The following is a 12,026-nucleotide window of genomic DNA, read 5'->3' on the forward strand; positions in this document are numbered from 1 at the left end:
AGGAGTCAGAGGAGTCAATGCAATGACGAGTCAAATCGAAACGGGACACGGCGCCACGCTCTCCGAGCGGGCCGATGCGCTCGAGCACCAGATGATCGCCGAGCTCGACCGGCGCGTGGTGAAGTCCGTGATCTATACGTCGGGCGATCGCGACCCCACCCAGGCCGTCCCGCCGCCGCCCGGCAGCGGCCACTTCATGATGGGCGACGACCCGCGTCTCGCGAAGATGCCGGAAAAGCCCACGCTGCTCGACTTTTTCAAATATCGCTTCGGGCCCGCGAACCACGTGCTGCAAAGCGCGACGCACGCGCTCAAGGCGGGGCAGAGCGAGAAGGTCGTGCTCGCGTGCCTGCTGCACGACATCAGCGTGGCGGGCTTCATTCGCGGCGACCACGGCTACTGGGGCGCGCAGATGATCGCGCCATACGTGGACGAAGAAGTGAGCTGGGCGATCAAGTATCACCAGGCGCTGCGCTTCTTCGCCGATGAATCCGTGGGCTACGGCTACCCCGAGGCCTATATCCGCTATTTCGGCGACGCCTACGAGCCCGAGCCGTACATCAAGCGCGATTACGAGTACGCGCGCAATCACAAGTGGTACATGTCGAGCCGCTCGATCACGCTGCATGACGTGTACTCGTTCGACCCGAACGCGAAGGTGAGCCTCGACGATTTCGTCGACATCATCGGCCGTCACTTCCGCCAGCCGAAGGAGGGTCTGGGCTTCGACAACAGCCCTTCGGCGCACATCTGGCGCACGATCATCTGGCCGACGAAGTTCCTCTGACTTTCTGCTGACTATTTGCGCGCGGCACGTGCCGCGCACCCCACATTGTTTGCTGCGAAATACGCAGCCCCGCAAAGGTGCCTCATATGACTACCGAACTGCGCCCCACGGCGCCTGCCTGGATTGGCTCGCTCAAACCGTATCAGGCCGGCAAGCCCATCGAAGAAACCGCGCGCGAATACGGCTTGCCCGAGGCGAGCATCATCAAGCTCGCGTCGAACGAAAACCCGCTCGGCATGCCGCCCAAGGCGCGCGCGGCCATCGACGCCATCATCCAGGGCGGTGCGCGCTATCCCGACCCGAACGGTCATGCGCTGAAGGTTGCGCTCGCAAGCAGTTACGGCGTCGAGAAGAACTGGCTCACGCTCGGCAACGGCTCTAGCGACATTCTCGAACTCGTCGCGCGCGCCTTTCTGCAACCGGCTCGCGACGACGACGATTGCAACGCGGTCTCCTCGCAATACGCGTTCATGGCGTGGCAGAACGCGGTGAAGGCGACGGGCGCGCGCCTCGTGTCCGTGCCCGCGAAGGACTATGGCCACGACCTCGACGCGATGGCGCAGGCCGTGACCGCGGCGACGCGCGTGGTCTACGTGGCCAATCCGAACAACCCCACCGGCACGTTCTTTACGGAAGAGGCGCTGTGCGCGTTTCTCGAGCGCATTCCGGCCAATGTGATCGTGCTGCTCGACGAGGCGTACAACGAGTATCTGGAGCCCGCGCTGCGCTACGACAGCGCGGCGCTCGTGCGGCGCTATCCGAACCTGGTGGTCTCGCGCACCTTCTCCAAGGCGTTCGGCCTCGCGGGCCTGCGCGTGGGCTTTGCGATCGCGCAGCCGCACGTGACCGACCTGCTGAACCGCGTGCGTCAGACCTTCAACGTGAACTCGCTCGCCCAGGCGGCCGCGATTGCGGCGCTCGGCGATGCCGATTACCTCGACGAGTCGTGGCGCCTGAATCGCGCAGGCATGGCGCGCTTTTACGAAGTCTGCGGCGAGCTGCGCCTCGAATACGTGGAGAGCCAGGGCAACTTCGTGATGATCCGCGTGGGCAACTCGGCCGAGCTGTTCGATGCGCTGCTGCGACGCGGGATCATCGTGCGCAAGATCACCGACTACGGGCTCGGCGAATGGCTGCGCATTACCGTGGGTCTGCCCGAGGAGAACGAGCGCTTCTTCGCCGCGCTGCGCGAGCTGACCGCAGTGAGTGCGTGAGGGACGAGGTGAGTCACGGCGAGCGCGCCGCGCAGATGGAGCAGGAAATACAGGAGCAGGAAACACAAGTCGCATAAGTTAAACTGTATTATAGTTATATCAAAATACCGGACGCGCCTGGCAGCCCACCTTACGATCTGCAAGGCGCCGGACGGTTGCGGCGGGTGCGGTTCGGCCCGCACGCCCGAAGCATTCCCCCGATGGAGCGAGACATTCCATGCTTGAATTCATTTTGCGGCGGCTGTTGCAGAGCGTTCTCGCGCTCTGGGCCATGTCGCTGCTCGTCTTTGCCGGCGTGTACGTGGTGGGCGACCCCATCGCCCTGATGGTCCCCGACAGCGCGACCCCGGAAATGCGCACGCAGATCATCGCGTCGCTGGGTCTCGATCAGCCCGCGTGGCTGCAATACTGGCACTTCCTCACGCATTCGCTGCATGGCGACTTCGGCACGTCGTTCCTGACCGGCGCGCCCGTCGCGCAGATGATCCTTGCGCGCATGCCGGCCACGCTCGAACTGAGCGTGATCGCGATGCTGATGGCCATCGTGATCGGCATTCCGCTCGGCATGTATGCGGGGCTGCGCCCCGAGAAGCTTTCGTCGCGGCTCATCACCGCGTCCTCGACGATCGGCTTCAGCCTGCCGACGTTCTGGGTCGGCCTGATCATGATCCTCGTGTGCTCGGTGCTGCTCGGCTGGCTGCCCTCGGGCGGTCGCGGCGCCACGCGCTCGCTGCTCGGCGTGCAGGTGAGCTTTCTCACGCTCGACGGCTGGAAGCATCTGATCCTGCCCGCGTTCAATCTCGCGCTCTTCAACATCGCGCTCATCATCCGGCTCGCCTATTCGTCCACGCGCGAAGCAGCGCTCACCGACTACGTGAAATTCGCGCGTGCGAAGGGGCTGAGCGCGTCGCGCATCGTGGGCGTGCACATCCTCAAGAACATCATGATTCCGCTCGTGACGGTCATCGGCATCAACTTAGGTGGCCTGATTGCTTTCTCGATCGTGACGGAAACCGTGTTCGCGTGGCCCGGTATGGGCAAGCTGCTGATCGATTCGATCAACGGGCTCGACCGGCCCGTGGTGATCGCCTATCTGTTGACGGTCGCGGCCATCTACATGCTGATCAACCTGGTCGTCGACATTCTGTATTCGCTGCTCGATCCGCGCATTTCAGTCGCGGCACAAGGGGAATGACATGGCACACACGACAGGCACGGCCATCGCGGAGCCGTCCACCGACGCGGCCGCGCAGGCGCGCCCCGAACGTTCGGAACGCGCGGAACGTCCCGCGCGGGCGCGCGGCCAGTTCGCCGCGTTCTGGGCCGAGTTCAGCCAGAGCAAGCTCGCAGTCGCGGGGCTCGTGCTGTTTCTCGCGATTGCCGTTCTCGCGGTGCTCGCGCCATGGGTCGCGCCGCAGAATCCCTACGATCTCGCGCAGCTCGACATCGGCGACTCGCAACTGCCACCGCTCGCTCACGCGGCCATGAGCCACCACGTCTACTGGCTCGGCACCGACGACCAGGGCCGCGACATGCTCTCCGCGATCCTCTACGGCATGCGCACGAGCCTTTACGTGAGCGTGGCCTGTACGGTGCTCGCCATCATCGTGGGCGTGGCGCTGGGCCTGTTCGGCGCGTTCCATGGCCGCGCGGTGGATGCGTTCATCATGCGGCTTGCCGATATCCAGCTTTCGTTTCCGTCGATCCTGATCGCGCTCGTGTTCATCGCGGCGTTCGGCAAGGGCGTGGACAAGATCATCTATGCGCTCGTGCTCGTGCAGTGGGCCGTCTATGCACGCACGGCGCGCGGCTCGGCGCTCGTGGAATTGCGCAAGGAGTACGTGGAGGCGGCGCGCTGCCTCAAGCTCAGCGATACGCGCATCCTGTTTCGCCACGTGCTGCCGAACTGCGTGCCGCCGCTGCTCGTGGTCGCCACGGTGCAGATGGCCACCACCATTTCGCTCGAAGCCACGCTGTCGTTTCTCGGCCTTGGCCTGCCGATCACCGAGCCTTCGCTCGGACTCCTGATTTCCAACGGCTACAACTATCTGCTGTCCGGCTCGTACTGGATCAGCGTGTTTCCCGGCGTTGCGCTGCTGGTCTTGATGCTGTGCCTGAACCTCATGGCCGACCGGCTGCGCGACGTGCTCAATCCGAGGTTGAAGAAATGAACGCGCCCGCATTGCAGGTGGACAATCTTTGCACGCACTTCGCGACGCCGCGCGGCGTCGTGCGGGCCGTGAACGGCGTGAGCTTCAGCGTCGGCCGCGGCGAGATACTGGGCGTGGTGGGCGAATCGGGATCGGGCAAGTCGCAGACGGGCTACTCGATCATGGGGCTCATCGACGCGCCGGGCAAGATCGTGGGCGGCAGCATCCGGCTCGCGGGCGAGGAGCTGCGGGGCTTGAGCGAGGCGCAATGGCGGCGCATTCGCGGCAACCGCATCGCGATGATCTTCCAGGACCCGATGATGACGCTCAACCCGGTGCTGCGCATCGACACGCAGATGGTCGAGGCCGTGCTCGCGCACCGCAAGATGAGCCGGCGCGCGGCGCTCGACGAGGCGCGCGCGGCGCTCGTGCAAGTGGGCATTCCGGCGCCCGACGAGCGTTTGCGCGCATATCCGCATCAGTTCTCGGGCGGCATGCGCCAGCGCGTGGCGATCGCGATCGCGCTCATCAACCGGCCCGACGTGGTGATCGCCGACGAGCCCACCACGGCGCTCGACGTCACGATCCAGGCGCAGATCCTGGGCGAGATCCAGCAACTTTGCCGCAACCGCGGCACGGCGCTGATCTGGATTACGCACGATCTCTCGGTGGTGGCGGGGCTCGTCGATCGCGTCTGCGTGATGTACGGCGGGCGCATCGTCGAGCAGGGCAGCGTGGACCAGGTGCTCGACGCGCCGCATCACCCCTATACGCGCGGGCTGATGGACTCGATCCCGAGCCGCAATCCGAAAGGCGAAATGCTGCGTCAGATTCCGGGCGCGCCGCTTTCGCTGCTGAACGCGGGCGAGGGCTGCGCATTTCGCACGCGCTGCGGCCGCGCAGCGCCCGAATGCGCGCACGAGATTCCCGAAACCGCAGGCGATGCCGGGCACACGTTCCGCTGCATCCGCCCGTTTGTCGACGCACACGAGGAGATGGCATGAGCGCATTGCTCGAATTGCGCAACGTCACGAAGACGTTTGCGCCCAGGCAGGACGCGATCGGGCGCTTCGTCAATACGCTGACTCGCAGGCAGGCGCCTAGGGGCGTGCAGGCCGTGACGGACCTGAGCCTGCGCATCGACACGGGCGAGGTCGTGGGGCTCGTGGGCGAGTCGGGCTGCGGCAAGTCGACGGTCGGGCGGCTCGCGGCGGGCGCCTATTGGCCCACGAGCGGCCAGCGTCTATGGCGCGATGTCGATCTCGCCACGCTCGGGCGGCGCGAGCGCAATCGCACGGAGCTCGCGATCCAGATGGTCTTTCAGGATCCCTATGCATCGCTGAATCCGCGCATGCGCGCCGTGGACATCGTTGCCGAAGGGGCGCACGTGCATGGCCTGATCCGCAAGCGCGACGCGCGCGAGTTCGTGGCGGCGCTGTTCGAGCGCGTGGGGCTCTCGCCCGATACGATGGACCGTTTTGCGCATCAGTTCTCGGGCGGCCAGCGCGCGCGCATCGGCATCGCGCGTGCGCTCGCGGTGAACCCGAAGTTCCTCGTCTGCGACGAGTCGGTGGCCGCGCTCGACGTGTCAATCCAGGCGCAGGTGCTTAATCTGTTCATCAGGCTGCGCGAGGAACTCGGGCTCACCTATCTCTTCATCAGCCACGATCTGGGCGTGGTGCGCCATATCGCCGATCGCATCGTCGTGATGTATCTGGGCACGATCGTCGAATCGGGGCCGACCGAAGCGGTCTATCGCGAGCCGAAGCATCCTTATACGCAGGCGCTGCTCGCCGAAGTGCCCGCGCTCGACAAGCGCAAGAAAACATTTTGCGCGATCGAGGGCGAGATTCCTTCGCCGCTGAATCCGCCCTCGGGCTGCCGGTTTCACCCGCGCTGCCCCAAGGCCGTGGCGCTTTGCAAGGAGCGCGTGCCCGAGTTGCGCAGCACGGGCGATGGCCAGCTCGCGGCCTGCCATTTAATCGATTGATTCATCGACTGATCGACTGAAACTGGCAGTTTTGCCAGTTTCAGTCGATGGGGAAAGCATGCCGATCGTTTGCCATGCGGAGTGCCGACGCGCGTATTTTCTGCTTGACCTATACTAATGTGAGCGCTTCAGGAAATCGGGTCGTTAGATATTTTCCATTGCCCCTGGTATCGAGCATTCATGTTCGCGCAGCCGCCGGTTAATCGCGATTTCGCGGCAGGCGCGGCTGAGCGGAACAGCGGAATGTGCCAGGCGCAAACGAAGCGTTCTCTGCGACGCGCATCGTTTCAGTGCGGCCAGGATCACCGGTCACGGTGATGGCTCAATTCGCCATCGAGCAAATGGCGATCGGCTGCGTCGATATTCCAGCCCAGTCATTGAGGAACGAATCATGAACAAGGCAATCACATTAACCGCGGCGCTCGCCGCACTCGCGTTTTCGAGCGGTGTTTACGCACAGAACAACACGCTCGCGACCCCGACCACCAGGTCGCCGGCCGCCGCTCCTGCAACAACGAGCGGCTACGGCATGCCTGCCACCACCAGCTCGGACAGTGGCATGGGCGCCGGCTCGACGAACATGAATATGCAGGGGGGCAGCATGAACAATAGCGCGACGCCTGGCGCGGGCGCTTACGGGGTCAACAACACGCTCGCGACCCCGTCCACGAAATCGCCGGCCGGCGGCCAATAAGCGCAATTAAGGACGACTACCGGACGCGGATGAGCGCAAGCCGAATAAGCGCTGTAGTTGCGTAAGGCGCCGCTTTTATCGCGGTTTTCATTGGGCCGCTGCCCTCATGGGCAGCGGCCCTTTTCGTTGCGACGCACGCAACTCCGTGGCAGACAAGTGCATACGGCATGCTAATTGCGCGATTCATGATTGAGCACGCGGCTATCGCGGGCATCGATATTCCAGTCCAGCCACGGAGGAACGGATCATGAGCAAGGCAATCAGCACCTTAATCGCAGCCGTCGCCGCACTCGCGCTTTCGGGCGGTGCCTATGCACAGGCGGGTGGAGATGGGGGCGGCGGTGCCGGTGGTTCGAGCGGTTCGAGCCATGGCAGCACGGCCAGCCCGGCCACGAACCAGACCAACGACTCGACGAGCGGCTACGGCATGCCTGGTTCCAATAATTCGGACAGCGGCATGCGTACCGGCTTGCCGAATTCGAGCGAGCAAAACAACATGAACAACTCGACCTCAGGTACCAGTGCGCCCAAGAGCAACAATACGCTGGCGACGCCGACGACCAAGTCGCCGGTTGGACAATAACTTCGGCTGAGCAAGACAAGGAGGCGCGCTTGTTCACCTTGCGCTCAATCCGGAATGCGAGCGGTTGCCTCGACCAGCGCGTCGCCCATCGCGCGTAATTCGACCAGAGAGACATATTTTCGGCGGCTCGTGAGCGATTCACGGGCCATTTTTTCGGGCTCCGGAATGCGAGTAGATAAATACGAGCGCTCGCTCGTATTATCCATCTGACGACTCAAGCATCGCTGTAGACACCCTTGTAGTCAAACGCGAATCGCCACCTGGACGGTCGAAGGAGAGGTTTTATGATCAATCAGCCTTACTCGCAATTAATGGCCATCAAACGATGGGCCGATCGCGGTCTCTGCGACGTGATCGCCGAGCATTTCGATCAACTGTCCCCCGAGGATACCGCGATCATGCTGCGCATCCTCGACCATATCCACGTGGTCGATCGCATCTTTCAGCACCATTTGAAAGGACTGCCACACACATTCCAGGCGCCGCGCTCGGAAACGCTGCCGGATTTCAAGGCGCTGGCAGCCGGTATCGAGGAAGTCGACGACTGGTACGCCGCTTATGTGGCGAGCTTGACCGAGGAGGCGTTGAAGCAGCCCATCGATTTCGCCTTTACAAGCGGAAAGAAGGCACGCATGCTGAGGGGCGAGATCGTTCTGCATGTCTGCCTGCATGGCACTTATCATCGGGGCAATGCCGGCGCCGTGCTTCAACTGAGAGGCATCACGCCGAGCCGCGATTCGATCACGGACTTTCTCGAAGCGGCGGCATAATGTTGACCAGACCGCGCGATCCGCATCGCGTCTCAACCCCCTGCGCTCACGATGATTCCTTCCGTCCGGTACGTTGTCGCGTTGCTCATCAACGTGGCCTTGCCCGCGCTGGTGTACCGGATGGCGTTCGCCCATTGGGGGTTGCTGGACGCGTTGATCGCATCGAGCGTCCCGTTGCTGGCGTGGATAATTTTCGATTTCGCGCGTTTCCGGCACTTCGATGCGCTGAGCGCCATCGTGCTGGCGGGCCTCGCGATGTCGCTGTTGCTGCTCGTTTCTCCAGCCGGTCGAGGGTTGCGCGAAGCGCGTGAACCCTTGGTCAGCGGCTTCATTGGCGTGCTTTTTCTTTTGTCGCTGATGGTGAATCGCCCGCTGGTGTTCTATCTTGCGCGATCGACGCTGGCGCGCGAGCGTCAAGGACGCGAACGGGAATTCGACGAGATGTGGCGGACCCGGCCGGCGCTCACGAGATCGATCCGGCTCATGACTGCTGTCTGGGGAATCGGCCTCGTGGGCGAGAACCTTGTCCGGCTCTATATAGTCGGCTATGTGGCCGGTCACGATGTCGACCGGCTTTCCATGCTGGTCAGATACGGGACCTATGCCGGACTCACGGTCTGGACGATCGTGTACCGGCGCGCGTATATCAAGCGGCAGCCATAACGCCGGCTTCCGCCGGCGTCGCTTCCCTCCCGCTTAGAACTTATGTCTCATGCCAATGCGCGCCACCACCTGCTTGTTCGTGCTAGACGGCGCGAGCGTGAGAATTGCCGCGTGCGTATCGTCGCCGCTCGCCTGCTCGTAGTTCGCTTCGACATACACGTCGGTGCGCTTGGACAGGAAATAATCGACACCGGCCGACACCTGGCCCCAGTGTGAATCTTCGAGCTTGGTCCACGTATAACCCGCGCCCGCCACCAGCGCCGGCGTGAAGTGATAGAGCAGGCTGCCTTCGAGCGTGCTGAGCGTCGCGCCGCTACCCTGGTACGAGATGCGTGTGCCCGTGTAGTTCGCCATCACGCCAAACTTGCCGAACGAGTAGCTGCCGCCGAGACCCCATGATTTCAGGCTGTCCGCCACGAACGAGCCCGATACGGGCTGCCCGAAGATCGAGCTCACGCCCAGGTCGCTGGCCGGGTTGATCTGGAAGTTGTTGACGTCCGTATACGCGGCGCCGAGGCTCAGCGGCCCGTGATCGTAGGTCAGGCCGAAGCTCATCGAGCTCTTCTGATGGAAGTCGCCGGCCTGGTTGCCGAAGCCATACATCGCACCGGCCGTGAAACCGCCGAAATTGTTGCTCACGAACTTGATGGTGTTGTCGAGCCGGTCGCCCGAGACGCGGTCATAGTCGCCCGGATGGAACGCGTAGACGCCCGCGACATAGGCGATCGAGTAGTTGCCGATCACGTCGCCCATGAAGTCGTACTGATGGCCCATCGTCAGCGTGCCGATATTGTTTGAAAGCCCCACGTAGGCCTGCCGCCCGAAGATGCCGCCCTGGCCGAGATTGCCGGTGTTCAGGTCGTAGCCGTTTTCGAGCTTGAAGAGCGCCTTCATGCCGCCGCCCAGATCCTCGGTGCCCATGAAGCCCAGCCGGTTGCCCTGCTGCACGCCGGTGTCCATGCGCCACGACGCGCCCCCGCCGGTGTTGTTCACGTAGCTGATGCCCGCGTCGAGTATGCCGTAGATCGTCACGCTGCTCTGCGCGTGCGCGACCGGGGCAAAGGTGCAGAGCGCCGCGGCTGCCGCCACCGTGAATGGGGCCGCGAGGTACTTTTTCATCGATTGTCTCCTTCCTTCTGTGGATAGTGTGGGCCAGTCCGGCCTCGAGTTGCTGCGCTTTCTGTGGCGCGCTTGTGTGTTGATGGTCCCGCGCCACACAACGGTTGCGGGCGTTGCGCGCTCGTGAGCAGCGCCCCTTGTGCAGGTGCCGCGCATCTCACGGATGCTGCACACGCTGCTTGACTTCGCTCAAAGTGTATAACGATAATATAGTTATACAGAAATATTTTTTGCACTCGATCGGGGAAGCGTCTCGATACGAGCGCTGGCGGGAGCGGGTCGTAGCTCGCTCAATAAAGCGTTACCCTTGCGGGTTTCGCAAACACAGGAGACGAAAGATGGCAAGAAGGTGGCGGGAGTGGAGGCTGGCAGTGGCTGCCGGTGTGATCGCGTTGGGCGCATTCGCGCAGCAGCCGGCCGGGGCGGCGGAGTTCAAATACGGCGTGAGCGCGGACGTCACGTCGCTCGACCCGCAGTTCGCCAATCTGCCTGGCAACCGCAATGTCGCGCGCAATGTATTCGAGCCGCTGATCGACCTGTCGCCCGATGGGCGACTGCAGCCGGGGCTCGCGCTCTCGTGGAAGCCGCTCGACGACAAGACGTGGGAGATCCATCTGCGCCACGACGTCAAGTTCCAGGACGGCACGCCGTTCACGGCCGAAGACGCGGTGTACTCGCTGCAGCGCCCTGAAACGCTGACCAATTCGCCGGCCACGTTCGGCGTGTTCACGAAGGACATCGTCAAGGCCGAGGCCGTCGATCCGTACACGGTGAAGCTCACGACGGCGCGGCCGCTCGCCGTGCTGCCCAACTATCTGTCGATGATCTTCATGGTCTCGAAGAAGGATACGCAGGGCGTCACGAGCGAAGCCTTCGCCACGGGCAAGGGGCTGGTAGGCACGGGGCCATACAAGTTCGCGCGCTTCGTGCGCGGCGACCGCGTCGAGCTCGTGCGCAACGACAGCTACTGGGGGCCCAAGCCCGCCTATGACAAGGTGACGGTGCGCATTCTGCCCAACGCGGCGGCGCGCGTGGCGGCCATCCTCTCGGGCGACGTGGACGCGGTCATCGACGTGCCGAGCGCCGACGTGGCGCGCGTGAAGGCCGACAAGGATCTGCAGGTCTACACGAAGCCGAGCACGCTGATGGTCTTCTGGGCCATGAACCAGCTCGCCGACAACGCGCCGTATGTCACCGACAACAACGGCAAGCCGCTCGGCAAGAATCCGTTCAAGGACGTGCGCGTGCGCCGCGCGTTCTCGCTCGCGATCAACCGCCAGGTGCTCGTGGACCGCGTGCTCAAGGGCCTTGGCGTGGCGACGCAGAACAGCGTGCCGAGCACGATGTTCGGCTACAACCCGGCCTTGCCGCCCGATCCGTACCAGCCCGACGAAGCGAAGAAGCTGCTGGCCGAAGCGGGTTATCCGGCCTGCTTCTCGCTGACGCTGTTTGCGCCGAACGACCGCTACGTCAACGACTCGCAGCTTGCACAGGCGGTGGCGCAGATGCTCACGCGCATCGGCTGCCATGCAAGCGTCGAGACGCAGCCGATGGGCACCTTCATTTCGCGCGTCAATCAGCTTCAACTGGGCTTCTTCATGATCGGCTGGGGCGCTGACGCCGGCGACATGGGCGTGCAGCTCGAATCGCTGTTCTCGAACCCGACCAACAATCCGTTCCGCAAGATCAACATCCAGACCTACGATTCGCCGAACTTCTGGAAGCCGCTGAACGCGGGGCTCGCAACGGTCGACGACGCGAAGCGCGAAGCGCTGTACCGGCAGACCGCGCAGGTCCTGCATGACGAGGTCGGCATCATCCCGACGCATCTGCAGGTCTCGACATTTGCCGCGCGTGCGGGCATCCACGTGGTGCCGCGCATCGATTCGCAGCTATACGGTTTCGACGCCGCGCCGGCGAAGTAATAGGTAAAGGCACGAGGGCGGCGCGCGTCAGGAGCAGGCGCGCGCGCCGTCCGGATATCGGCACGGATGGAAAGCAGCACAGAACCGATACAGGCGAATCGATCAGGATTACGTATCAAATTGAATGTGCA

At 63.4% G+C, this 12,026-nt stretch carries 13 protein-coding genes; 11 read left to right on the plus strand and 2 right to left on the minus strand.

Annotated features, from left to right (window positions below):
* Positions 1–22: 22 nt before the first annotated feature.
* The 8 genes from U5775_RS00555 (at position 23) to U5775_RS00590 (ending at position 7,418) form a co-directional block, all read left to right on the plus strand.
* Positions 23–787 carry an HD domain-containing protein gene (locus U5775_RS00555; RefSeq protein WP_322056169.1) on the plus strand — a complete coding sequence of 255 codons (765 nt, stop codon included), beginning with the start codon at positions 23–25 and terminating at the stop codon, positions 785–787.
* 86 nt (positions 788–873) lie between these two features.
* Positions 874–2,001 carry a histidinol-phosphate transaminase gene (gene hisC / locus U5775_RS00560; RefSeq protein WP_322056170.1) on the plus strand — a complete coding sequence of 376 codons (1,128 nt, stop codon included), beginning with the start codon at positions 874–876 and terminating at the stop codon, positions 1,999–2,001.
* 217 nt (positions 2,002–2,218) lie between these two features.
* Positions 2,219–3,196, plus strand: a complete 978-nt coding sequence (locus tag U5775_RS00565) for an ABC transporter permease (RefSeq protein WP_322056171.1) — start codon at positions 2,219–2,221, stop codon at positions 3,194–3,196.
* Position 3,197: 1 nt separating this feature from the next.
* Positions 3,198–4,172 (plus strand): ABC transporter permease, encoded by a 975-nt coding sequence (locus tag U5775_RS00570; protein WP_322056172.1) that lies wholly within the window; start codon positions 3,198–3,200, stop codon positions 4,170–4,172.
* Positions 4,169–5,155, plus strand: coding sequence for an ABC transporter ATP-binding protein (locus U5775_RS00575; RefSeq protein WP_322056173.1), 987 nt, complete (start codon positions 4,169–4,171; stop codon positions 5,153–5,155). Before U5775_RS00570 ends, U5775_RS00575 begins: the two co-directional genes overlap by 4 nt.
* Positions 5,152–6,141 carry an ABC transporter ATP-binding protein gene (locus U5775_RS00580; RefSeq protein WP_322056174.1) on the plus strand — a complete coding sequence of 330 codons (990 nt, stop codon included), beginning with the start codon at positions 5,152–5,154 and terminating at the stop codon, positions 6,139–6,141. The genes U5775_RS00575 and U5775_RS00580 overlap by 4 nt, the downstream gene beginning before the upstream one ends.
* Before the next feature lie 391 nt (positions 6,142–6,532).
* Positions 6,533–6,835, plus strand: coding sequence for a hypothetical protein (locus U5775_RS00585; protein ID WP_322056175.1), 303 nt, complete (start codon positions 6,533–6,535; stop codon positions 6,833–6,835).
* Positions 6,836–7,082: 247 nt separating this feature from the next.
* Entirely contained in the window at positions 7,083–7,418 is a 336-nt protein-coding gene (locus U5775_RS00590; protein ID WP_322056176.1) for a hypothetical protein, read from the plus strand.
* Between the two features lie 44 nt (positions 7,419–7,462).
* Here the strand turns inward: U5775_RS00590 and U5775_RS00595 are convergent, their stop codons facing one another.
* The gene (locus U5775_RS00595; RefSeq protein ID WP_322056177.1) at positions 7,463–7,624 is read right to left on the minus strand and encodes a hypothetical protein; all 162 of its coding nucleotides are present in this window, start codon (positions 7,622–7,624) and stop codon (positions 7,463–7,465) included.
* 78 nt (positions 7,625–7,702) lie between these two features.
* On the opposite strand from U5775_RS00595, the gene U5775_RS00600 reads away from it, so the two are divergent.
* Both U5775_RS00600 and U5775_RS00605 read left to right on the plus strand, forming a co-directional pair.
* On the plus strand, positions 7,703–8,188 hold the full coding sequence (locus tag U5775_RS00600) for a DinB family protein (protein WP_322056178.1): 486 nt from the start codon (positions 7,703–7,705) through the stop codon (positions 8,186–8,188).
* Positions 8,189–8,269: 81 nt separating this feature from the next.
* Positions 8,270–8,851, plus strand: coding sequence for a VC0807 family protein (locus U5775_RS00605; protein ID WP_322056179.1), 582 nt, complete (start codon positions 8,270–8,272; stop codon positions 8,849–8,851).
* 33 nt (positions 8,852–8,884) lie between these two features.
* Here U5775_RS00605 and U5775_RS00610 read toward each other — a convergent pair whose 3' ends face one another.
* The gene (locus U5775_RS00610) at positions 8,885–9,970 is read right to left on the minus strand and encodes a porin (RefSeq protein ID WP_322056180.1); all 1,086 of its coding nucleotides are present in this window, start codon (positions 9,968–9,970) and stop codon (positions 8,885–8,887) included.
* A gap of 371 nt (positions 9,971–10,341) precedes the next feature.
* Between U5775_RS00610 and U5775_RS00615 the strand changes: the two genes are divergently transcribed.
* A complete protein-coding gene (locus U5775_RS00615; protein WP_322056181.1) occupies positions 10,342–11,895 on the plus strand; it encodes an ABC transporter substrate-binding protein in 1,554 nt (517 codons plus the stop codon).
* The last annotated feature ends 131 nt before the right edge of the window (positions 11,896–12,026 follow it).

Origin of the sequence: Paraburkholderia sp. J63 (assembly GCF_905220245.1) — a bacterium.
GTDB lineage: Bacteria > Pseudomonadota > Gammaproteobacteria > Burkholderiales > Burkholderiaceae > Paraburkholderia.

Coding starts and splice junctions, on each gene's coding strand:
- U5775_RS00590 (WP_322056176.1), top strand. CDS start 7,083: ATGAGCAAGGCAATCAGCACCTTAATCGCAGCCGTCGCCGCACTCGCG.
- U5775_RS00600 (WP_322056178.1), top strand. CDS start 7,703: ATGATCAATCAGCCTTACTCGCAATTAATGGCCATCAAACGATGGGCC.
- U5775_RS00575 (WP_322056173.1), top strand. CDS start 4,169: ATGAACGCGCCCGCATTGCAGGTGGACAATCTTTGCACGCACTTCGCG.
- U5775_RS00580 (WP_322056174.1), top strand. CDS start 5,152: ATGAGCGCATTGCTCGAATTGCGCAACGTCACGAAGACGTTTGCGCCC.
- U5775_RS00565 (WP_322056171.1), top strand. CDS start 2,219: ATGCTTGAATTCATTTTGCGGCGGCTGTTGCAGAGCGTTCTCGCGCTC.
- U5775_RS00585 (WP_322056175.1), top strand. CDS start 6,533: ATGAACAAGGCAATCACATTAACCGCGGCGCTCGCCGCACTCGCGTTT.
- U5775_RS00555 (WP_322056169.1), top strand. CDS start 23: ATGACGAGTCAAATCGAAACGGGACACGGCGCCACGCTCTCCGAGCGG.
- U5775_RS00570 (WP_322056172.1), top strand. CDS start 3,198: ATGGCACACACGACAGGCACGGCCATCGCGGAGCCGTCCACCGACGCG.
- U5775_RS00595 (WP_322056177.1), bottom strand. CDS start 7,624: ATGGATAATACGAGCGAGCGCTCGTATTTATCTACTCGCATTCCGGAG.
- hisC (WP_322056170.1), top strand. CDS start 874: ATGACTACCGAACTGCGCCCCACGGCGCCTGCCTGGATTGGCTCGCTC.
- U5775_RS00610 (WP_322056180.1), bottom strand. CDS start 9,970: ATGAAAAAGTACCTCGCGGCCCCATTCACGGTGGCGGCAGCCGCGGCG.